This window comes from Pseudomonas sp. MAG002Y (assembly GCF_019400845.1).
Classification (GTDB): domain Bacteria; phylum Pseudomonadota; class Gammaproteobacteria; order Pseudomonadales; family Pseudomonadaceae; genus Chryseomonas; species Chryseomonas luteola.
In genome coordinates, this window is the sequence record NZ_WOEJ01000008.1 from 86,237 (window position 1) to 106,999 (window position 20,763).

A 20,763-nucleotide genomic window follows, 5' to 3' on the forward strand; every position below is an offset into this window, starting at 1 on the left:
ATGAACAGCCAAGGACTCATTGATACTACTGCGCGCACCGAGGAGGCCGCATTGACCGACGCTACGCCCACCGTTGAAACCACGCCTGCGGTCGCGGTGCCAGAAGCACCGGCCGTGCCAGCCTTAAGTGTTGACGACAGTAGCCTGTATATTCACCGGGAACTGTCTCAGCTGCAATTCAACATCCGGGTGCTCGAACAGGCCCTCGATGAGTCCTATCCGCTGCTTGAACGGCTCAAGTTCCTGCTGATCTTTTCCAGCAACCTGGACGAGTTTTTCGAGATTCGTGTCGCGGGTCTGAAAAAACAGGTCGCCTTTGCCCGCGAGCAGGCCGGTGCCGACGGCTTGCTGCCGCATCAGGCCCTGGCCCGTATCAGCGACATCGTGCATGAGCAGGTGGCGCGCCAGTACACCATTCTCAACGATGTGCTGTTGCCGGAGCTGTCCAAACATCAGATCCGCTTCATTCGCCGCCGCAACTGGGATCTGAAGATCAAGGGCTGGGTGCGTAAGTTCTTCCGCGACGAGATCGCCCCAATTATCACGCCCATCGGGCTCGATCCCACACACCCGTTCCCGCTCCTGGTTAACAAGAGTCTCAACTTCATCGTTGAGCTGGAAGGGATGGACGCCTTTGGCCGCGACTCGGGTCTGGCCATTATTCCGGCGCCGCGTTCGCTGCCGCGTATCATCAGCGTGCCCGAAGAAATTGGCGGCCCGGGCGACAACTACGTTTTCCTCTCTTCGATGATCCATGCCCATGCCGACGACCTGTTCCCCGGCATGAAGGTGAAGGGCTGCTTCCAGTTCCGTCTGACCCGTAACGCCGACCTGTCGGTGGACGCCGAAGATGTAGACGACCTGGCCCGCGCACTGCGAGGCGAGCTGTTCTCCCGCCGCTACGGGGATGCGGTACGCCTAGAGGTGGTCGAAAGCTGCCCGAAGAACCTTACGGACTATCTGCTCAAGCAGTTCAATCTGGCTGAAAGCGAGCTGTACAAGGTCAACGGCCCGGTCAACCTGACGCGCTTGTTCAGTGTGACGGGACTCGACAGCCACCCTGAGCTGCAGAACGCCCCGCTGACGCCCAGCATTCCCAAGCTACTCCAGAAGAAGGAAAACCTCTTCAACGTACTGGGCAAGATCGATGTGCTGCTGATGCACCCGTTCGAGTCCTTTACGCCTGTGGTTGACCTGCTGCGCCAGGCCGCCAAGGACCCCAGCGTTCTGGCCATCAAGCAGACCCTGTACCGCAGCGGCGCCAACTCGGAAATCGTCGATGCGCTGGTGGAAGCGGCGCGTAGCGGCAAGGAAGTGACGGCTGTCATCGAATTGCGGGCGCGTTTCGACGAGGAATCCAACCTGCAACTGGCGAGCCGTCTCCAGCAGGCAGGGGCCGTGGTGATCTATGGGGTGGTCGGCTTCAAGACTCACGCCAAGATGATGCTCATTCTGCGCCGTGAAAATGGTGAGTTGCGGCGTTATGCACACCTGGGCACTGGTAACTACCATGCCGGCAACGCGAAGCTGTACACCGACTACAGCCTGCTGACGGCTGACATAGCCCTGACCGAGGACGTTCACAAGCTGTTCAACCAGTTGATCGGTATGGGCAAGACCCTGCGCATGAAAAAGCTCCTGCATGCGCCGTTTACGCTCAAGAAGAACCTGCTGGAAATGATCAACCGTGAGGCCGCTGCAGCTGCGGAGGGTCGCCCCGCGCACATTATGGCCAAGGTCAACGGTCTGACCGATCCCAAGGTTATCCGAGCGCTATACAAAGCAAGCCAGGCGGGTGTGAAAATCGATCTGGTCGTTCGCGGAATGTGCTGTCTGCGTCCGGGCGTACCGGGCGTGTCGCATAACATCCAGGTGCGTTCGATCATCGGCCGCTTTTTGGAGCACAGCCGGATCTACTACTTCCTCAATGGGGGAGATGAGCGCATGTACCTGTCCAGTGCGGACTGGATGGAGCGAAACCTCGACATGCGTGTGGAGACCTGCTTCCCGGTGGAAGGCAAAAAGCTCATTTCACGGGTCAAGAAGGATCTGGAAGCCTACCTCACTGACAACACCCAGAGCTGGGTGCTGCAGGAGGACGGGAGTTACCAGCGCATTTCGCCAACGGGCAACCAGAACCCGCGGACTGTGCAGGCGACTCTCATGGAGCGCCTGAGCAGTCCGGGTATCAACACACGGTAAGGGTATAGCCGATCCGCGTGAGCCACTGCGCTTCCTGTTCGAAGTCAGCCTGGGTCAGCGGATTCTGCTCCAGCCAGCCGACCGGGAAGCATACCGCGAGGCTGCGCGGGCCTGCCTTGAGCGTCACGATGGGGCGCTCCTGGTTGCTGCGGATATGATGGAACAGAATGGCAAAGCGCAGCAGGATGCACAGGCGGATCAGGCTTTCGCCTTCTTCATCACCCAGCTCGGCGAAGCGATCCCGCGGGATATTCCGGCGATGGCCGCGCACCAGAAGGGCCAGCATCTGCTGGTCGCGTCGGGAAAACCCAGGTAGATCGGAATGCTCGATCAGATAGGCGCCGTGCTTGTGATAGTGGTAGTGGGCAATGTCCAGCCCGATCTCATGCACGCGCGCTGCCCAGGTCAGCAGTTCCCGGTAGCAAGGATTGCTCAGATTCCAGGCTTCGGTAACCTGTTCGAAGGCCTTCAGGGCACGGCGCTCGACCCGTTCGGCCTGACGCTTGTCCACATGGTAGCGTTCTGCCAGGGCTGACAACGTACGCTCCCGTACATCTTCGTGGTGCTGGCGACCGATCATGTCATAGAGCACACCTTCACGCAGTGCGCCTTCAGACAGGTTCATCTCCTGCAGCTCCAGCGCTTTGAAGATTGCCTCTAAAATGGCGAGACCACCCGGCAGAATGGTGCGGCGGTCGGGCTTGACCCCTTCGATATCGAGCTTTTCGATATCGCCCTGCTTGAAGATCTTGCGCTTGAGCCACTCGATGCCTTCGGCATTGACCTCACCCTTGCCGCGTCCGGCGGCTTGGATGGCCAGGGCTACGGCACGGATGGTGCCGGAGGCGCCTACGGCTTCCTGCCAGCCTTTTTCGCGCAGGCTCTGGTCGATGTTCATCAACTCCAGCCGGGCGGCCGTGTAGGCCTGGGCATAGCGGGACGGCGTAATCTTGCCGTCCGCGAAGAACCGCTTGGTATAACTGACGCAGCCCATCTGCAGGCTTTCGCGCTGATGGGTTTCAAAGCGCTGGCCGATAATGAACTCGGTGCTGCCACCACCGATATCAGTCACCAGGCGACGGCCTTCCATATCTGGCATGGTATGGGAAACGCCCAGGTAGATCAGGCGGGCTTCTTCACGGCCGGAGATGACTTCCACGGAATGCCCCAGTACCTGCTGGGCACGCATGATGAAGTCGCTGCGGTTCCTGGCCTCGCGAAGCGCGTTGGTGCCCACGATACGTACGGCGCCCAGTGGCAGGCCGGTGATCAACTGGGCAAAGCGGCGCAGGCATTCAAGCCCGCGTTCCATGGCTTCTTCGCTGAGCATTCGTGATTCGTCCAGCCCAGCGGCCAGCTGAATCTTTTCGCCCATACGTTCAAGGATACGAATTTCGCCATGGTCAGTCCGCGCCCGAACAATGTGAAAGCTATTGGAGCCAAGATCGATGGCAGCAATCAGGGGAAACGGTTCTGCGGATGAATGCGGCATGCTGACGGTCTCATACATAAACGTCGACAATCGTGCCACGATCGAAGAGGTCTGCCAAACCTCAACGTGCAGTCAGACTGTTTCAGTCGATGGGCTGTGGCCTGGATCAATGAACCGAACCGATGAACTGTGCCAGCTCCGGCGTCCCGGGGTTGGCGGATAATTTCTTGGGATTGCTCAGTTCATGCACCTTGCCTTGATGCATGAACACCTGTACATCGCCCACTTGGCGGCAAAGCGCGTCTCATGAGGCATCATGATCAGTGTCATGCCATCCTGGACCCGCTGCTTCCTGCTAAAGATTCTTGCCTAGGCTGAAAATCACTTAATCAACCTTGCCTTGATTTTAAAAGGAATACGATTGGTGCTGGTTATTGGCACCAGCACGAGTCTGGTATCCAGCTTCTCGGCACCCGCTGTGCCGTGTCGATATTGAGACCATGCGGATGAGGCATGCTGCTCCGTTCTAGTGCGCAGCTTCACTAAGAAGGGCAAAACAAGGCGTATTCGTACAGGCAGCCCGCTGATTTTCCGGCGGTCTGCCAAATGGTGTAATTGAGAGGCTTTAGCTGTCCCAATAAAGAGACTTAATGGCTTGTGCCTTCCTGTTAAGCGCTGGCAGGGCTATAGTGGTCGTTCTTTTTTGTCGTTTCCGAATTCGGAGAAAGTCCATGAGCGAATACATCACCAACGTCAGCGATGCCAGCTTCGAGCAGGACGTGCTCAAGGCTGACGGTCCCGTGCTGGTCGACTACTGGGCCGAATGGTGTGGTCCCTGCAAAATGATTGCGCCGGTTCTGGATGAAATCGCCAAGGACTATCAGGGCAAGCTGAAGGTTTGCAAACTCAACATTGATGAAAACCAGGACACCCCGCCGAAGTATGGCGTACGCGGTATCCCGACGCTGATGCTGTTCAAGAACGGCTCCGTTGAAGCCACCAAGGTGGGTGCGTTGTCCAAATCCCAGCTGGCGGCATTCCTCGATAGCAATATCTGATTTTATTGCTCTCGATCAAAGGCCCTGCGTTTAGCGGGGCTTTTTGTTATTTAGCACTAGACGTCCTGTCTAGCAGGGTGCTACATTCGATCTCGCAACGACACAAACGCGTGTCGCCCTCTGCATGCCTTCGCCGATTCTCTTACTAGAATAACCAACGCGATTCTGTCGTTAGCCGCGGCGAGGCCTCTCAAGCCAAAAAGATTCTTACTCCCTCCTTTTCTCAGTTAGCAACGTCTATGAACCTTACCGAACTCAAGCAAAAGCCAATCACGGAACTGTTGGAAATGGCGGAAGCCATGGGCCTGGAAAACATGGCTCGCTCCCGCAAGCAGGACGTGATTTTCTCTCTGCTGAAAAAACACGCAAAAAGCGGTGAAGAGATTTCCGGTGATGGCGTGCTGGAGATTCTGCAGGATGGCTTCGGCTTCCTGCGTAGTGCGGACTCCTCCTACCTGGCCGGCCCCGACGATATCTACGTCTCTCCCAGTCAGATCCGCCGTTTCAATCTGCGCACCGGTGATACCATCATCGGCAAGATTCGCCCGCCGAAAGAAGGCGAGCGTTACTTCGCGCTGCTCAAGGTCGATACCATCAACTATGATCGACCCGAGAATGCGAAGAACAAGATCCTGTTCGAAAACCTGACGCCGCTGTTCCCCAACAAGCGCCTGACGATGGAAGCCGGTAATGGTTCCACCGAAGACCTCACCGGCCGAGTGATCGACCTGTGTGCGCCGATTGGCAAGGGCCAGCGTGGTCTGATCGTCGCTCCGCCGAAAGCGGGCAAGACGCTGATGCTGCAGAACATCGCCAGCAACATCACCCGTAACAACCCCGAGTGCCACCTGATCGTTCTGTTGATCGACGAGCGCCCGGAAGAAGTAACCGAAATGCAGCGTACCGTGCGCGGCGAAGTAGTGGCGTCCACCTTTGACGAGCCGCCAACCCGCCACGTACAGGTTGCTGAAATGGTAATCGAGAAGGCCAAGCGTCTGGTCGAGCACAAGAAAGACGTGGTGATCCTGTTGGACTCCATTACCCGTCTGGCACGTGCCTACAACACCGTGATCCCGAGCTCCGGCAAGGTACTGACCGGTGGTGTGGACGCCCATGCGCTCGAAAAGCCCAAGCGTTTCTTCGGTGCGGCACGTAACATCGAAGAAGGCGGTAGCCTGACCATTCTGGCAACAGCTCTGGTCGATACCGGCTCGAAGATGGACGAAGTCATCTACGAAGAATTCAAGGGTACCGGTAACATGGAACTTCAGCTGGATCGCAAGATCTCCGAGAAGCGCGTATTCCCCGCCATCAACATCAACCGTTCCGGCACCCGCCGCGAAGAGTTGCTGACCGGTGAGGAAGAGCTGCAGCGTATCTGGATTCTGCGCAAGATCCTGCATCCGATGGAAGAGATCGGTGCCATCGAGTTCCTGCTCGATAAGTTGCGTCAGACCAAGACCAACGACGAGTTCTTCGACTCGATGAAGCGCAAGTAAGACTGAAAAGGCCGGGGTTTCCCGGCCTTTTTACATTCCGGGCAGGCTTTTCATTTTCGAAAAGGGGGCCAGGAGCGGTACACTTTCCGCTTCATTCTCTGCCGAGATACCTCCCGCTATGCAATACCGCGACCTTCGCGACTTCATCCGCGGCCTGGAACAGCGTGGCGAGCTGAAGCGCATCCAGACCCCCGTCTCGCCCAACCTCGAAATGACCGAAGTGTGTGACCGTACCTTGCGTCGCAAGGGGCCGGCTCTGCTGTTCGAAAATCCGACCGGATACGACATGCCTGTGCTAGGCAACCTGTTTGGCACACCTGAGCGGGTTGCGATGGGCATGGGTGCAGAAGATGTCGGTGAACTGCGCGAGATTGGCAAGCTGCTGGCATTTCTGAAGGAGCCGGAGCCGCCCAAGGGACTGAAGGATGCCTGGTCAAAGCTGCCGATCTACAAGAAGGTCATCAGCATGGCGCCCAAGGTGATGAAGGACGCCCCTTGCCATGAGGTGATCGAAGAGGGCGAGGCGGTTGATCTGTCCCGCTTGCCGATCCAGCATTGCTGGCCGGGCGATGTCGGTCCGTTGATCACCTGGGGCCTGACCGTTACCAAAGGACCGAACAAGGAACGGCAGAACCTGGGTATCTACCGTCAGCAGGTCATTGGTCGCAACAAGGTCATCATGCGCTGGCTTAGCCATCGTGGCGGCGCCCTGGATTTTCGTGAATGGTGCGCCAAGTATCCAGGCAAGCCCTATCCCGTGGCGGTAGCCCTGGGTGCAGATCCGGCAACGATTCTGGGCGCTGTTACGCCGGTTCCGGATACGCTGTCCGAATATGCATTTGCTGGCCTTCTGCGTGGCAGCCGTACCGAGCTGGTGAAATGCATCGGCAGTGACCTACAGGTACCGGCCAGCGCCGAGATCATTCTGGAAGGCTTCATCTATCCCGGCGAGATGGCTGATGAGGGGCCTTACGGTGACCATACCGGCTATTACAATGAAGTAGACCGCTTCCCAGTGTTTACCGTCGAGCGTATCACTCGCCGCCGTGACGCGATCTACCACAGTACCTATACCGGACGTCCGCCGGATGAGCCGGCCATTCTTGGTGTGGCATTGAACGAAGTGTTCGTGCCGATCCTGCAAAAGCAATTTCCCGAGATCGTCGATTTCTACCTGCCGCCTGAAGGATGCTCCTACCGTATGGCGGTAGTGACCATGAAAAAGCAGTACCCCGGCCATGCCAAGCGGGTGATGCTGGGCGTCTGGAGCTTCCTGCGCCAGTTTATGTACACCAAGTTTGTGATCGTGACCGATGATGACATCAACGCTCGGGACTGGAACGATGTGATCTGGGCTATCACGACCCGCATGGACCCCAAGCGCGACACCGTGATGATCGACAACACGCCTATCGACTATCTGGATTTCGCTTCGCCGATTTCGGGCCTGGGCTCGAAGATGGGGTTGGATGCCACCAACAAGTGGCCCGGAGAGACCAATCGGGAGTGGGGGCGGGCTATCGTCAAGGACGAAGCCGTGGTCAAGCGGGTCGATGAGATCTGGTCCAGCCTGGGGATCGATTGATGGATACTGTTGGCCCGGCGGGGATAAGTTGCGCACATTGTGCGTCGAATCCTATGCATACAGAGGAATTTGCAGGCATGGGATTCGTGCAGAGCTATCCCCAGACATCCACTTCCATTCACAAGGCGTCCTGAGATGAAGGTCACGTTACGTCCCTCTGGGGCGGTACTCGAGACGTTACCTGGCGAGCGTATCCTGGATGCGGCACGCAGGCTGGGGTATGAGTGTCCGCACAGCTGCCGCAACGGTAATTGCCATGTCTGTGCAGCCTTGTTGATCGAAGGGCGGGTCAGGCAGCAGAACGATGTCATCGACCACGGTGAGATTTTCGTCTGCCTGGCCGAGCCGCTCGAAACATGCGAGTTGCATTGGGATGGAGTGTTGGCGCCGGGCGAGCTTCCAGTAGGCACCTTTGCCTGTCAGGCCCTGGCATGTGAGGAGGTGGGCGGAGATGTACGCCGTGTCCGGCTGCTGGCTCCAGCAGGCAAGCCCCCGCGCTATCACGCTGGACAATACCTGATGCTTGAGCGGGACGATGGCAAGCAGTCGGCCTTTTCGCTGGCATCCGCACCGCATCAGGGGCGTGAGCTGGAGTTGCATATTCTGACGCGTGAAGAGAGCAGTCAGGCAATTATTCAGCAGCTTGAGCGAGAACGCATGGTGCGCGTCCAGCTGCCTTTTGGCGATGCGCATCTGGCCGATCTGCCTCCAGGCCCGCTTGTTCTGATCGCGGCCGGAACGGGAATGGCACAAATGCACAGCCTTATCGAGGATTGCCGCGCGCGCGGCTTCGATCAACCCCTGCACCTGTATTGGGGCGTGCGTCATCCCAATGACTTCTATGCATTACCCCATTGGGAGGAGTGGGAGCAGGACCCCCGTCTTCACTTGAACAAGGTAGTGAGTGACCTGTGTGGATGGGAGGGACGTTGTGGCCTTCTGCATGAAGCGGTGCGAGAGGACTTCGCCGATCTGAAGTCACTGCACGTGTATGCCAGTGGGTCGCCTGCCATGGTTTATGCCACATTGGATGCGCTGGTCGAAGGTGGGATGGATCCTCACCAAATGCGGGCCGACGTGTTCGCCTACGCGCCAAGAGAGGCGCTGGGGTTGTAAGCCGGACCGATCCAGTCCGTAGCTGGATCGGTCCGCTACCTTAACTCAATACCGGGTTTTTATGGCGCAGCGTCAAGGCCAGGAACACAATGGCCAATACGCATGACGCGACCAGCAGCATGAAACCGCCGTCCCAGCCGTACAGGTCCACCGTGTAGCCAACCAGTGCGTTGGCGGCTACCGAGCCCCCCAGGTAGCCGAATAGGCCGGTAAAGCCGGCAGCTGTCCCGGCGGCTTTCTTGGGCACCAGCTCCAGGGCCTGCAAACCGATCAGCATCACCGGGCCGTAGATCAGAAAGCCAATGGCGATCAGCGCGAACATATCGACCATGGGATTTCCTGGCGGGTTGAGCCAGTAAACCACGGTGCCGACTGCCACCAGAGCCATGAACACTACACCGGTGGCGCCACGATTGCCCTTGAACAGTTTGTCCGATAGCCAGCCGCACAGCAGCGTGCCGGGAATACCGGCCCACTCATACAGAAAGTACGCCCAGGATGATTTGTCTACCGTGAAATGCTTGGCTTCCTTCAGGTAGGTAGGCGCCCAATCCAGCACGCCGTAACGCAGCAGATAGACGAATACGTTGGCCAGTGCGATGTACCAGAGCATGCGGTTTTTCAGCACGTATTTGACAAAGATTTCCTTTGTACTGAATTCGCGTTCATGGCTCTCGTCGTAGCCTTCCGGGTAGTCCTGCTTGTATTCCTCGATAGGTGGCAACCCACAGGACTGCGGCGTATCGCGCATGGTCAGGAACGCGAAAACTGCAACACCCAGCGCTACAGCCGCCGGAACGTAGAAGGCTGAGTGCCAATCGTTGAACCAGCCGAGCCCCAGCAGAAACAGCGGGCCAATCAGACCACCGCCTACGTTATGGGCAACGTTCCAGACCGAGACCACGCCACCGCGTTCCTTCTGGGACCACCAATGCACCATGGTTCGCCCGCTGGGTGGCCAGCCCATCCCTTGCGCCCAACCATTGATGAACAGCAGGATGAACATGATGGTCACGCTTGAGGTTGCCCAATGTGCGAAACCGAAAATGAACATCACACCCGCCGAGACCAGCAGGCCGAAGGGCAGAAAGTAGCGGGGATTCGAGCGGTCGGACACCATGCCCATGAGGAATTTGGAAAGACCATAGGCGATGGCAACGGCCGATAACGCAATACCCAGCTCTCCTCGGCTGTAGCCTTCCTCTACCAGGTAGGGCATCGCCAGAGAAAAGTTTTTGCGCAGCAGGTAATACCCGGCATAACCGATGAAGATACCGGCAAAGATCTGCCAGCGCAGGCGTTTGTAAGCAGGATCGATGCGATCGGAAGGCAGGCGCGCCGTATGCGGGGCCGGACGAAAAATACCAAGCATTTGAGCTCCGAAGATCGTTGTTTTTATGAGAAGAGACGTGCAGGGCAAATATTACAGTTTCATTTCAGAAAAATGACCGATACCGCTGTGCGATAAACGAAAATAAACGCTCGCAAAATGTTGTTTTCCGAACGTACAGGTCCTAATGCCCGTTCAGTCACAGGTTGTGACGTGTGAACTGAACGCGGTTGGCGTTTTATAAGGGGATGCGTATGCTGCCCCGCCGGACCGCACTTGACCGCACGTGATGGGTCTCAACCATAACCGCCTGTGTTCTGATCGTTATGCCCACCTGGAAGCGCTACGTATCACGTCTGGTTGATCTCGCTACCGTCCTGATCAACCGTTATCCACGCCTGATTGCCCTGGCAGGCTTTGTTTCGGGTGTGTGCAGCTTTCTGCTGGTTGATCGCCAGCATGGCTTTGCCAAGGTAATGGCCATCGTAATGTTGGCCAGCTGGTTATGGCTGATGGTTGAGAACGTGCTGCGTCAGTGGGTGACTAGGCGGTTTGGCTGGAACCTGCCCCCTGGGCTGTTTCGCTACGCAACCCAGATGATTCATCAGGAAAGCCTGTTCTTTGTCCTGCCGTTCCTGTTTGTCACAACCACCTGGAACAGCGGACAGGCCATCTTTACCGGCCTGCTGGCCGCTATGGCTGTCGTATCGATTGTCGACCAACTGTACTACAAAGCGCTGTCGAGCCGGCGCTGGATCTTTCTGGGCTATCACACGCTGACGTTGTTTGCCGTTCTGCTTACGTCCCTGCCCATCATCCTGCAGCTGACCACCACGCAGAGCTACCGGCTGGCATTAGGCGTGGCGGTGTTGTTGTCGTTTCCAAGCATTCTTGTGGCGCTCTCGATCCGACGCCTGTGGCAATGGCCTGTCGTGCTTGGTCTGAGCCTGATGGTGGGAGGCCTAGGATGGGTACTGCGTACCTGGGTGCCGCCCGCCACGCTGTGGCTGACCGATGTGGCGGTTACCAGCAGTTTTGACAACCTCAAGCGCGAACCGGGTAAGAGTCTGAAGGAAATCGGTGCCGCCCAGCTGCGTTCACAAGGTCTCTATGCCTATACGGCCATCAACGCGCCCCGTGGGCTGAGTGAGCGGATTTACCATGTCTGGCTGCATAATGGGGATGAGGTCGACCGTATCCCACTCGAGATCAGCGGAGGCCGCGAGGCTGGCTACCGTGCCTGGACACACAAGCAGAACTTCCCGAGTGATGTGGCTGGCCGATGGCAGGTACAGATCATAACCGAGGACGGGCAGATGATCGGCACCTTGCGCTTCGAGGTAACGCCCTAACGGCTATTTGGGCATGTAATGCAACTGCCAACGCCTGGGAATCCACAGGGATGCCAGGCCGATCAGAGCCGCCCAAGCGCTGCTGATAAAGAGAGCCTTGAAGCCAAGGTGGTATTGGAGCCATGCGCCCATTATGGCGCCGCCTAGCATGCCGCCCCACGGAATCGCTTGCATCAGCCAGCGTCCCAGGCCTCGTCCCAGTCGTGAAAGTGCACCCGTAACATAGGTCAGCCCAATGGACTGCCTGTTCACCTGTTCCACGGCGGCGTTGATCATGCCCATGGCGAGCACGGCGGCTACCAGAGGTAGCAAGACTGAACCAGGAAGACCGCCGGTGGACCAGCCCGCCGCCGCGGCCAACAAGGCCGATGTCAGCAGCAGGAGAGGCAGCGCCCGACGGCCGCTCACGCGCACCACGACAATACCGAGTGCATTGCCGAGGATAAAAAGGCCGATAATAAGAAGCAGCCGCAAGAGGGTGGTGCTGTCGCCCAAGGCAACGGCTACGGCCAGTCGCGTCGTATTGCCGCTCATGAAGGATACGTAGTCACCAGCCGACAAGAAGCCAATGGCATCTGTCATGCCAGCCAGAATCGACAAGGCGGCAACCAGTACCAGTCCTACACGGCGATGCCGATGCATGCTCAGGTGGAGAGGTTGGGTGTGAGCATCTGCTGATGAAAGGTCAAGCGTGAGGCGGGTGCTATCCTGTTGTTTCAAGGCGCCATCCTGGGCGGAACCTGTCCGCGACGACTAAAGAGACTGTCTTTATAGTCTGTCATATTCGGGTGGCTGCCCATCTGAATCCTATGGCTTCAGAAATGCACCGTTTAGTCGATAAGCTGTGACAGGCATAGCTATCGGTTGGCTATGCACCACTCTTTTTGTTCGAGGAATTGCCCCGTGAAAGCCCTGCTTGCGTTCGTACTTGCTTTCTCACTCGCTCTGCCAGCCTGGGCGGAGGAAAAAAAGGAGGCCGAAGAGGGCGCCCCGCAACCTAACTACATCAACCTGACGCCCGCGCTGGTCGGTAATTACGGCTCTGGTCCAAAGCTCAAGTACTACAAAGCCGATATTGCCCTGATGACGATGAGTAAGGAAGACTCGGCGCGCGTGTCCTTTCATGAGCCCTTGATCCGCAATCAGCTCATCATGCTGTTCGAGCAGCAGACCGATGAGACCCTGACCGGTGCCGACGCCCGTGAAGCGCTGCGTCAGGCGGCGCTCAAGCAGGTCCAGGACATCATCAATGGCGAAGAAGGCAAACCAATGGTCGAGGACCTGTTGTTCAACAACCTGATCGTTCAGCCCTAAGTCATCGGCAGGCCAGGATGGCCTGCCATTCTTCGTCAGTTACTGGCATGACTGACAGGCGGCTGCCCTTTTGCAGCAATGCAAAACTGCTCAGGGCAGCCACCTCGCGCAGACGCGCCAGTGAAATGACCTGATCGAATACCTCGACAATACTGACGTCGCGGGCGATCCAGGGATTTTTCTCCAGGGTGGCTTTCGACGAATGGTATGGGCTTTTCGGATCCAGCGCGGTCGGATCAGGAAAGGGATCATTTTCTATGCGGCCAATGCCGGCTACGCCTGGTTCGGGGCAGCTGGAGTGGTAGAACAGGAAGAGGTCCCCGGCAGCCATGGCCCGCATGAAGTTGCGTGCCTGATAGTTACGAACGCCATCCCAGCGCCCACTGCCGAGACGTTGCAAATCATGGATGGAAAACTCATCGGGTTCCGATTTCATCAGCCAATAAGGCACGAAGATTGCTCCTGGCAAAACGGTTCTGGATTTTCTGACGGTTGGTTGACGCAATGTTTGCGTCAGAAAACTGGTTAGCGCAGAATGCCGCGGTTTTTGAGTAGCCGTACGGCCTGGCATATAAACAGGTCGGCGGTGTCGTTAATTATGCCAATGAAGGGGTAGGCACATAGATGAAACGCAAGCCGGACTTGCTTTGGGTACTGGTCGCGCTGTTTAGCTTGGGCGTTGTGACGACAGGCTATACCCAAAGTCTCTGGGAAAAGCAGCAGGACAATTCACCGTCCGCTCATGTGATTCAGCAAGTGTCCCGCTGAATCTTCGCAACACGCTGTGGAATACCCTGCGTTGTAGTCTGGCGCAGGGTTCAGGCCTTCTCTTCCTTCCCGTACCATCCCTTATCCGTCACGGTTGCCTTCATCGGCACATCCCAACTGGCCAAGGCCAGCTGATCCACCTTCTGACATTCGTGGGCCAATCCTAACAATTTAGGTGAGCGCCAGGCGATGCGACGTTTGAGATAAGCCAGGCTCCGATCATAAAAGCCGCCACCCATACCCAGGCGACCGCCCTGTGCGTCAAATCCTACCAATGGCATCAGAATCAGATCGAGTGTCCAGGGTTTGCGCTGCTGTACCCGATTCGGTCTGGGTTCGACGATCCTGAAGCGATTGCGCACCCAGCGCTCGTGGGGGCGGACACGCTGAAAATGCATACGTGTGGCTGGCCAACGGCTCAATACAGGCAGGAAGGTGGCCTTGCCGCGGCGCTGGGCTGTTCGAAGCAGCGGACGCGGGTCGATTTCACCGTCATTGGGAAGATAAAAGGCAATCTGCCGGGCACGGCGAAACAAGGGATGATGGCTGAGCTGACGATGCAGCTGTCGAGCAGCCTGCTTTTGCTCGGTAGGGCTCAATGCCCGACGTTTCTGACGCAGGATTCGGCGCAGGGCCGGACGAGAATGATCAGAAGTTTTGATCATGAGTGAAGGTAGCTCCCCGGAATGCCGCTGCCGGTGTAGCCCTTGAACCCGAGAGTTCAAGGTGGGAGAAGTCGTGGGCCATTAGGCTTTCCGGCGTGCGGACATGCACACAAGCCCAGCGAGCGACCCCCGTGGTGTTGCTTATCGGCTCAGGGACATGACCGACTGGCAAACACACCAGAGAGTGTGTCCAGTATACCCCTTCGCCACGAGAATCAAACCCCCCGTTCGTCCTGCTCTGTCGTCAGAGCCCGGTCGACACGGTCCAGCAGGTCGCGAACGCGCTCGCGCGTGCTGCTGACTTCGAAGTTCACGCCATCCTGGCGGTGCAGCAGGTCGTGAGTGATGTTAAGGGCTGCCATGACCGCAATGCGGTCGGCGCCAATCACTTTGCCGCTGGCACGGATTTCTCGCATCTTGCCGTCGAGGTAGCGCGCAGTGGTTTCAAGATTGGCGCGCTCGTCCGGTGGACAGCTGATGCAGTAGTCCTTGTCGAGGATGTGGACGGTGACGGTGTCGGTGCTCATGAGTCCTGCTCCAGGGCTTTCAGGCGTAAAATCATCGCTTCGACCTTATGTCGAGCCAAATCGTTCTTTTCGATTAGCTTGGCGCGTTCTTCTCGCCAGCCACGCTCATGGGCGCGCAGCTGGCGATTCTCTTTCCTAAGCTGTTCGATGTGTTCGAGCAGTTGCTCAATTTTATCGGTCAGTACTTGGAGATCGTTTTCGATCGAGGACTCGCGCATGGATGGCTGCTGCTCCGAGCTATACAAGGTTGGCCGGTAACAAGGTCAACGCGTAGGATACAAGGTTCATTCTAGCCATCACGTCGACTAACGACCATAGCCATCCATGACGAGTACATCATCTGCATACGCCGCGTTCACACAATTATTGAGCGAAGCGGCTCTTCCTGTCTCCCCGGCCGAGCTTCATGGCCATCTGATGGGCCGTATCTGCGCCGGCGCCGGGTTTGACGAATCCGACTGGCTCGTTGCCGCTACCGACCTCCTGGGCGGGGCGCCAAGTGACCGCCTGAAGTCAGCATTGATAGGGCTTCTGGGCATGGTACAGCAGGAATTTGCCACCAACGAAGTGGCCATCGTGCTGCTCCTGCCAACCGACGAAGCGCCGCTCAAGGAGCGCCTGGCCGCTATGGCGCAATGGTGCCAGGGCTTCCTGTCCGGCTTTGGGCTGGCCAGTCGTACGGCGGAGCTGTCCAACGAAGCCAAAGAAGTTTTGCAGGATCTTGCCGCCATCGCGCAGGTGCAGGACACGCTCGAGGAGTCCGAGGAGGGCGAAAACGATTACATGGAGGTCACCGAGTATCTTCGTGTGGCACCTGCCATTCTTTATAGCGAGTACGGCAAGAATCCTTCGCCTGCACCCAAGCCTTCAATCCATTGAGGATTGACCCGGCGGGCGAGGGCGAGCTTTCCGTTAAGGAGTTCGCATGATCCGCATTCCGAAGGCCGAATTCGCCCGTCGGCGTCGAGCGCTCATGGCCGAGATGGCGGCGGGCAGTATTGCGATATTGCCCGCCGCGCCTGTGCGTGTGCGTAACCGCGATATTGAATATGCCTACCGTCAGGACAGCGACTTTCAATACCTGACCGGCTTTCCCGAGCCGGATGCCGTCATGGCGTTGATTCCGGGGCGGGAACACGGTGAGTACGTGCTGTTCTGCCGGGAGAAGGATCCTGTCCAGGAGATGTGGACGGGCCCGCGCGCCGGTCAGGAAGGCGCGATTCGTCAATACGGGGCTGACGATGCCTTTCCCATCAGCGACATCCACGACATCCTGCCGGGGCTAATCGAAGGGCGGGAGCGGGTCTATTACGCCATGGGCTCAAACCCGGATTTCGATCGCCAGTTACTGGACTGGATCAACCTGATCCGCGCCAAGGCCAACCAGGGGGCACAGCCACCCAAGGAGCTGATTGCACTTGATCCTCTCCTGCATGAAGCCCGTCTCTTCAAGACCGCGGCTGAGATCAAGGTTATGCGTGAGGCGGCAAGTGTGTCGGGTGATGCTCATATTCGTGCCATGCAGGCCTGTCGGCCGGGGCTCAGGGAGTATCATCTGGAGGCGGAGCTTGATTATGCGTTTCGCAAGGGCGGGGCGCGGATGCCAGCCTACGGTTCCATCGTCGCTTCCGGCCGCAACGCCTGTATCATGCACTACCAGCAGAACGACGCGCTGCTCAAGGACGGCGATCTGGTGTTGATCGACGCCGGCTGCGAGATCGACTGCTATGCCAGTGACATTACCCGTACCTTTCCAGTCAATGGTCGGTTTTCGCCTGAACAGAAGGCTATCTACGAGATCGTGCTGGCAGCCAACGAGGCGGCTTTTGCCTGCATTGCGCCGGGCCGCCATTGGGACGAGGCCCATGAGGTCACGGTCCGCATCATTACGGAAGGGCTGGTCGATCTTGGCCTGTTACGGGGTGAGATCAATACCCTGATCGAAGAGGGCGCGTATCGTGATTTTTACATGCATCGGGCCGGACACTGGCTGGGGCTCGATGTACACGACGTTGGCGACTATCGCATCGGTGATCAGTGGCGGATGCTGGAGCCGGGCATGACCATGACGGTTGAGCCGGGCATTTACGTGGCGTCAGACAATCTACGCGTAGCGAAGAAATGGCGGGGCATTGGCGTCCGTATCGAGGATGATGTCGTGGTCAACCGCCACGGCTGCGAAATTTTGAGCCGCCATGTACCCAAGGCGGTCGATGAGATTGAACGATTGATGGCTGATGCCCGTGGCGCTTCGGCGTCCGACGCGGCCGTGTAAGGAGAGAAGACATGCAGCGCTGCACGGTGGCAATCATTGGTGGCGGATTGGTAGGCGCCAGCCTGGCCCTGTCGCTTCAGGAGCTGGCAAGGGCGCGAGGTTGGAAGATCGTGATGGTCGAGCCCTTCGCGCCGGGTGATGCCTTTCAGCCCAGCTATGATGCCCGCTCCTCGGCGCTGTCCTATGGCTCGCGTCTGATTTACGAACGGCTGGGCGTATGGAAGGCCCTGGCCGAGCGCGCCGAAGCGATCAAACACATCCATGTCTCGGATCGTGGACGCTTTGGTGCAGCTCGCCTGGATGCTGCCGAGCAGCGCGTCGATGCGTTGGGCTACGTCATCGAGAATGCCTGGCTGGGGCATTGCCTGTGGCACGCTCTGGATCGTGACATCATCGAATGGCGTTGTCCTGCCGAGGTTCGTCGTCTGGTTGCAGGGCCGGAAGGCTATACGCTGACTCTGGACGATGACAGTGAGCTGACCTGCGATCTGGCGGTTCTGGCCGATGGCGGCCGCTCGGCGCTGCGCGAGCAGCTGAGTATTCATATGGAACAGACGACCTATGACCAGACGGCCCTGATTGCCAACATCACCCCGGGTGATCCGCATCAGGGCTGGGCCTTCGAGCGCTTTACCGATACCGGGCCGCTGGCCCTGCTGCCGCTGCCTGAAAACCGCTGCGCCCTGATCTGGACCCGCCCGCAGGCTGATGCAGAACGGCTGGCCGCGATCGATGAGCGATCGTTTCTGGCTGAGCTGCAACAGGCTTTCGGCTATCGACTGGGCACATTCCGGCAGGTAGGTGTACGCCACAGTTATCCGCTGACCCTGATCAAGTCGCAGGAGCAGGTAAGGCCGCACCTTGTGGTGCTGGGCAATGCCGCCCATAGTCTGCATCCGATCGCCGGACAGGGTTTCAACCTGTCGCTACGGGATGTGTCCGCGTTGGCTGAAGCACTGGAAAACAGCGAAGCCAAGCCCGGTGACTTTGCAACCTTGCAACAGTACCTGGAGGGTCAGCGTCTTGATCAGCACCTGACCATCGGTTTCTCCGACCAGGTAACGCGGCTGTTTTCCAATGGCAATCCGTGGCTGGCGGCGGGGCGTAATGCCGGGCTGATCGGCCTGGAACTATGGCCCTCTGCAAAGGGGACGTTTGCCCGTCAGGCAATGGGACTCGGGACACGCCCGGCCCATGCCCTGTTTTGATCATTTCTGTCCTGTTAGATCTATAACCGCTGCAAAGGAGCTTTGACCGTGGAAACCCAAGTAGACATCGCGATTGTCGGTGCCGGCATGGTGGGTAGCGCCCTGGCGCTGGCATTGGAGGGCAGCGGCCTGAAGGTGCTCCTCCTGGACCGCGGTCCGATGACGGTAAAGCCCTTCGACTCCATCCAGCCCTTTGAGGCGCGTGTCAGTGCCTTGTCCGAAGCCAGCCGGCGTATCCTGCAGAACCTCGGGGCCTGGGAGGGTATTGCCTCCCGCCGTACCAGTCCCTATCGACGCATGCATGTGTGGGACGGCTCAGGCACCGGTGCCATTGATTTTACCGCCAGTAGCGTTCATGCCGATGTGCTGGGACATATCATTGAAAACCGTGTCATTCAGGATGCGCTGATGGAGCGTCTGCAGGCCTCTAGTGTCCAGCTGATGCCTGACGCCCGCATGGAGCTGTTGCGTCATTCTGGTGACGATTGGCTGATTCAGTTGGCTGGCGGGCAGGCCGTCCGCACCTCGCTGGTCATTGCGGCGGATGGTGCCCACTCGGCGGTACGGCGTCTGGCCGGTGTCGAGACGCGGGAGTGGGATTATCTGCATAATGCCATCGTGACCAGTGTCCGCTGCGCGCATCCCCACCAGAAAACCGCCTGGCAACGCTTTACAGACGATGGCCCGCTGGCGTTCCTGCCTCTGGATCGCGAGGGGGACTTACATTGGTGCTCAATCGTCTGGTCCTGCACGCCCAAGGAAAGCGAGCGGTTGATGGCGATGGACGACAATGCATTCTGCGCCGCATTGGGTCGTGCATTTGAAAACCGACTAGGCGCGATCGAGCAGTCCGATCCGCGCGTCTGTATTCCGCTGCGCCAGCGCCATGCCAAGCGTTATGTCGAGCCGGGGCTGGCTCTGATTGGCGATGCCGCCCACGTCATTCATCCGTTGGCCGGGCAGGGGGTGAACCTGGGCTTTCTGGACGCCGCTGTGCTGGCTGAGGTCCTGCTGCACGCGCACAAGCGGGGCGAACATTTGGCCGATGTGCGCGTGCTGAGCCGCTATGAGCGTCGTCGCATGCCGCATAACCTTGCCATGATGGGCGCGATGGAAGGCTTTCAGCGCCTGTTCCAGAACGACAGTCTGGCCGTGCGCTGGCTGCGTAACACCGGCCTCAAGCTGGTCAACGATCACTTTGAGGCGAAGGCTGTCTTTGTCCGTCAGGCATTGGGCCAGACCGGCGATCTGCCGACACTGGCCCGTGTCTGATGAGGGTAATGACACAACTCGACACATTTGTTGAGACGGCTCGATAAGCGAGAGTCTTTATCATTTGCACCTGTCTTTCACGGAGGTGCTTTACATGCCGTTTCGCAAAGTGGTTGCTGCGTGCGCAGTGTGGCTAACGGCTGGGGTCACCCAGGCGGCTGATGAGGTGGTGGTCTACTCATCGCGAATCGATGAGCTGATCAAGCCTGTGTTTGATGCCTATACCCAGCAGACCGGCGTAAGCGTCAAGTTCATCACCGACAAGGAAGCGCCCCTGATGGCCAGGATCAAGGCAGAGGGTGCCAACACGCCAGCCGATCTGCTGATCACCGTCGATGCTGGCAACCTCTGGCAGGCCGAGCAGATGGGTATTCTGCAACCGATGCAGTCGGCCATCATTGACCAGAACATTCCATCACAGTACCGCTCCTCGACGGGGCGCTGGACGGGGCTCACGCTCCGGGCGCGCACCATTGCATATGCACCGGACCGCGTTTCCGAAGACGAGCTGAGTACCTATGAAGCCTTGGCTGGCCCGGAATGGGAGGGCCGCCTGTGTCTACGCACCGCCAAGAAGGTATACAACCAGTCGCTGACGGCTACCCTGATCGAAGCCCATGGCGCCGCCAAGACTGAAGAAATCCTGGCGGGCTGGGTACGCAACCTGTCTACCAGCGTTTTCCCGGACGATAACGCCGTGTTGCAGGCTATCGATGCAGGGCAGTGCGATGTGGGTATCGTGAATACCTATTACTACGGTCGAATGCACAAGCAGAACCCTGATTTGGGCGTGAAGCTGTTCTGGCCCAACCAAGACGACCGTGGCGTGCACGTGAATCTGTCGGGTGTAGGCCTGACGCAGCATGCTCCCCATCCCGCTGCCGCCAAGGCGCTGGTCGAATGGATGACCGGCCCTGATGCCCAGGCGCTGTTTGCTGGTATCAACCAGGAGTACCCGGCCAACCCGAGCGTACCGGCTTCGGCAGAGGTTGCCAGCTGGGGCCAGTTCAAGGCCGATACGATTCCTGTCGAGGTCGCAGGGCGGCGTCAGGCGGAAGCCATCAAGATGATGGACCGCGTCGGCTGGAATTGATATCCAGCGCACCGCTATCACGCGGTGCGCCCAGTCCTGTCAGTTACGAATCTACTGCCATACCGTC

General features: G+C 58.3%; 20 protein-coding genes, 1 other RNA gene and 1 pseudogene. 13 read left to right on the plus strand and 9 right to left on the minus strand.

From position 1 onward, the window contains the following. Nucleotides 1-2,202, plus strand: coding sequence for a polyphosphate kinase 1 (ppk1, locus tag GM154_RS13165; protein WP_010796691.1), 2,202 nt, complete (start codon nt 1-3; stop codon nt 2,200-2,202). On the opposite strand, the gene ppx is transcribed toward ppk1, so the two are convergent. Both ppx and GM154_RS13175 read right to left on the minus strand, forming a co-directional pair. Further along, the gene (gene ppx, locus GM154_RS13170; RefSeq protein ID WP_074821752.1) at nt 2,189-3,694 is read right to left on the minus strand and encodes an exopolyphosphatase; all 1,506 of its coding nucleotides are present in this window, start codon (nt 3,692-3,694) and stop codon (nt 2,189-2,191) included. The two genes, ppk1 and ppx, sit on opposite strands and share 14 nt — an antisense overlap. Before the next feature lie 106 nt (nt 3,695-3,800). Further along, nucleotides 3,801-3,985: pseudogene (locus GM154_RS13175) on the minus strand (amino acid ABC transporter ATP-binding protein); the annotation flags it as partial. Between the two features lie 380 nt (nt 3,986-4,365). Between GM154_RS13175 and trxA the strand changes: the two are divergent. The 4 genes from trxA to GM154_RS13195 all read left to right on the plus strand — a co-directional run bounded on the left by trxA (nt 4,366) and on the right by GM154_RS13195 (nt 8,892). After that, nucleotides 4,366-4,692, plus strand: coding sequence for a thioredoxin TrxA (gene trxA, locus GM154_RS13180; RefSeq protein WP_010796694.1), 327 nt, complete (start codon nt 4,366-4,368; stop codon nt 4,690-4,692). 239 nt (nt 4,693-4,931) lie between these two features. Beyond that, nucleotides 4,932-6,191 carry a transcription termination factor Rho gene (gene rho / locus GM154_RS13185; protein WP_010796695.1) on the plus strand — a complete coding sequence of 420 codons (1,260 nt, stop codon included), beginning with the start codon at nt 4,932-4,934 and terminating at the stop codon, nt 6,189-6,191. Between the two features lie 118 nt (nt 6,192-6,309). Further along, a complete protein-coding gene (gene ubiD / locus GM154_RS13190) occupies nt 6,310-7,776 on the plus strand; it encodes a 4-hydroxy-3-polyprenylbenzoate decarboxylase (RefSeq protein ID WP_010796696.1) in 1,467 nt (488 codons plus the stop codon). A gap of 135 nt (nt 7,777-7,911) precedes the next feature. After that, entirely contained in the window at nt 7,912-8,892 is a 981-nt protein-coding gene (locus GM154_RS13195; protein WP_219652492.1) for a CDP-6-deoxy-delta-3,4-glucoseen reductase, read from the plus strand. A 40-nt stretch (nt 8,893-8,932) separates the two neighbouring features. Here GM154_RS13195 and glpT read toward each other — a convergent pair whose 3' ends face one another. Next, nucleotides 8,933-10,264 carry a glycerol-3-phosphate transporter gene (gene glpT, locus GM154_RS13200; RefSeq protein WP_074821554.1) on the minus strand — a complete coding sequence of 444 codons (1,332 nt, stop codon included), beginning with the start codon at nt 10,262-10,264 and terminating at the stop codon, nt 8,933-8,935. A 284-nt stretch (nt 10,265-10,548) separates the two neighbouring features. On the opposite strand from glpT, the gene GM154_RS13205 reads away from it, so the two are divergent. Further along, nucleotides 10,549-11,574, plus strand: a complete 1,026-nt coding sequence (locus GM154_RS13205; protein ID WP_219652493.1) for a DUF5924 family protein — start codon at nt 10,549-10,551, stop codon at nt 11,572-11,574. Nucleotides 11,575-11,577: 3 nt separating this feature from the next. Here the strand turns inward: GM154_RS13205 and GM154_RS13210 are convergent, their stop codons facing one another. Then, entirely contained in the window at nt 11,578-12,216 is a 639-nt protein-coding gene (locus tag GM154_RS13210) for a YoaK family protein (RefSeq protein ID WP_219652546.1), read from the minus strand. Nucleotides 12,217-12,477: 261 nt separating this feature from the next. Between GM154_RS13210 and GM154_RS13215 the strand changes: the two genes are divergently transcribed. Next, nucleotides 12,478-12,888 (plus strand): flagellar basal body-associated FliL family protein, encoded by a 411-nt coding sequence (locus tag GM154_RS13215; protein WP_010796702.1) that lies wholly within the window; start codon nt 12,478-12,480, stop codon nt 12,886-12,888. 1 nt (nt 12,889) lies between these two features. Here the strand turns inward: GM154_RS13215 and GM154_RS13220 are convergent, their stop codons facing one another. Continuing rightward, nucleotides 12,890-13,339, minus strand: coding sequence for an EVE domain-containing protein (locus tag GM154_RS13220; RefSeq protein WP_260466395.1), 450 nt, complete (start codon nt 13,337-13,339; stop codon nt 12,890-12,892). Between the two features lie 173 nt (nt 13,340-13,512). On the opposite strand from GM154_RS13220, the gene GM154_RS13225 reads away from it, so the two are divergent. Further along, nucleotides 13,513-13,656, plus strand: coding sequence for a hypothetical protein (locus tag GM154_RS13225; RefSeq protein WP_010796704.1), 144 nt, complete (start codon nt 13,513-13,515; stop codon nt 13,654-13,656). A 50-nt stretch (nt 13,657-13,706) separates the two neighbouring features. Here the strand turns inward: GM154_RS13225 and GM154_RS13230 are convergent, their stop codons facing one another. The 4 genes from GM154_RS13230 to GM154_RS13245 form a co-directional block, all read right to left on the minus strand. Then, the gene (locus GM154_RS13230; protein WP_219652494.1) at nt 13,707-14,321 is read right to left on the minus strand and encodes a 5-formyltetrahydrofolate cyclo-ligase; all 615 of its coding nucleotides are present in this window, start codon (nt 14,319-14,321) and stop codon (nt 13,707-13,709) included. 9 nt (nt 14,322-14,330) lie between these two features. Continuing rightward, nucleotides 14,331-14,508, minus strand: a non-coding RNA gene (gene ssrS / locus GM154_RS13235) — 6S RNA. 28 nt (nt 14,509-14,536) lie between these two features. Continuing rightward, entirely contained in the window at nt 14,537-14,848 is a 312-nt protein-coding gene (locus GM154_RS13240; protein WP_010796706.1) for a cell division protein ZapA, read from the minus strand. Continuing rightward, nucleotides 14,845-15,066 carry a TIGR02449 family protein gene (locus tag GM154_RS13245; protein WP_010796707.1) on the minus strand — a complete coding sequence of 74 codons (222 nt, stop codon included), beginning with the start codon at nt 15,064-15,066 and terminating at the stop codon, nt 14,845-14,847. The genes GM154_RS13240 and GM154_RS13245 overlap by 4 nt, the downstream gene beginning before the upstream one ends. A gap of 106 nt (nt 15,067-15,172) precedes the next feature. Between GM154_RS13245 and GM154_RS13250 the strand changes: the two genes are divergently transcribed. The 5 genes from GM154_RS13250 (at nt 15,173) to GM154_RS13270 (ending at nt 20,696) form a co-directional block, all read left to right on the plus strand. Next, nucleotides 15,173-15,727 (plus strand): UPF0149 family protein, encoded by a 555-nt coding sequence (locus tag GM154_RS13250; RefSeq protein WP_219652495.1) that lies wholly within the window; start codon nt 15,173-15,175, stop codon nt 15,725-15,727. A gap of 46 nt (nt 15,728-15,773) precedes the next feature. After that, the gene (pepP, locus tag GM154_RS13255) at nt 15,774-17,123 is read left to right on the plus strand and encodes a Xaa-Pro aminopeptidase (RefSeq protein ID WP_125888640.1); all 1,350 of its coding nucleotides are present in this window, start codon (nt 15,774-15,776) and stop codon (nt 17,121-17,123) included. 11 nt (nt 17,124-17,134) lie between these two features. Continuing rightward, nucleotides 17,135-18,331, plus strand: a complete 1,197-nt coding sequence (ubiH, locus tag GM154_RS13260) for a 2-octaprenyl-6-methoxyphenyl hydroxylase (protein ID WP_219652496.1) — start codon at nt 17,135-17,137, stop codon at nt 18,329-18,331. 48 nt (nt 18,332-18,379) lie between these two features. After that, entirely contained in the window at nt 18,380-19,603 is a 1,224-nt protein-coding gene (locus tag GM154_RS13265; protein ID WP_219652497.1) for a 2-octaprenyl-3-methyl-6-methoxy-1,4-benzoquinol hydroxylase, read from the plus strand. A 94-nt stretch (nt 19,604-19,697) separates the two neighbouring features. After that, nucleotides 19,698-20,696: an extracellular solute-binding protein gene (locus GM154_RS13270; protein WP_219652498.1), complete on the plus strand. Its 999-nt coding sequence runs from the start codon at nt 19,698-19,700 to the stop codon at nt 20,694-20,696. Nucleotides 20,697-20,763: the final 67 nt, after the last annotated feature.

Coding starts and splice junctions, on each gene's coding strand:
- GM154_RS13240 (WP_010796706.1), bottom strand. CDS start 14,848: ATGAGCACCGACACCGTCACCGTCCACATCCTCGACAAGGACTACTGC.
- GM154_RS13210 (WP_219652546.1), bottom strand. CDS start 12,216: ATGCATCGGCATCGCCGTGTAGGACTGGTACTGGTTGCCGCCTTGTCG.
- ppk1 (WP_010796691.1), top strand. CDS start 1: ATGAACAGCCAAGGACTCATTGATACTACTGCGCGCACCGAGGAGGCC.
- GM154_RS13195 (WP_219652492.1), top strand. CDS start 7,912: ATGAAGGTCACGTTACGTCCCTCTGGGGCGGTACTCGAGACGTTACCT.
- GM154_RS13230 (WP_219652494.1), bottom strand. CDS start 14,321: ATGATCAAAACTTCTGATCATTCTCGTCCGGCCCTGCGCCGAATCCTG.
- GM154_RS13225 (WP_010796704.1), top strand. CDS start 13,513: ATGAAACGCAAGCCGGACTTGCTTTGGGTACTGGTCGCGCTGTTTAGC.
- GM154_RS13205 (WP_219652493.1), top strand. CDS start 10,549: ATGCCCACCTGGAAGCGCTACGTATCACGTCTGGTTGATCTCGCTACC.
- GM154_RS13270 (WP_219652498.1), top strand. CDS start 19,698: ATGCCGTTTCGCAAAGTGGTTGCTGCGTGCGCAGTGTGGCTAACGGCT.
- rho (WP_010796695.1), top strand. CDS start 4,932: ATGAACCTTACCGAACTCAAGCAAAAGCCAATCACGGAACTGTTGGAA.
- GM154_RS13245 (WP_010796707.1), bottom strand. CDS start 15,066: ATGCGCGAGTCCTCGATCGAAAACGATCTCCAAGTACTGACCGATAAA.
- trxA (WP_010796694.1), top strand. CDS start 4,366: ATGAGCGAATACATCACCAACGTCAGCGATGCCAGCTTCGAGCAGGAC.
- GM154_RS13250 (WP_219652495.1), top strand. CDS start 15,173: ATGACGAGTACATCATCTGCATACGCCGCGTTCACACAATTATTGAGC.
- ubiH (WP_219652496.1), top strand. CDS start 17,135: ATGCAGCGCTGCACGGTGGCAATCATTGGTGGCGGATTGGTAGGCGCC.
- ppx (WP_074821752.1), bottom strand. CDS start 3,694: ATGCCGCATTCATCCGCAGAACCGTTTCCCCTGATTGCTGCCATCGAT.
- pepP (WP_125888640.1), top strand. CDS start 15,774: ATGATCCGCATTCCGAAGGCCGAATTCGCCCGTCGGCGTCGAGCGCTC.
- ubiD (WP_010796696.1), top strand. CDS start 6,310: ATGCAATACCGCGACCTTCGCGACTTCATCCGCGGCCTGGAACAGCGT.
- glpT (WP_074821554.1), bottom strand. CDS start 10,264: ATGCTTGGTATTTTTCGTCCGGCCCCGCATACGGCGCGCCTGCCTTCC.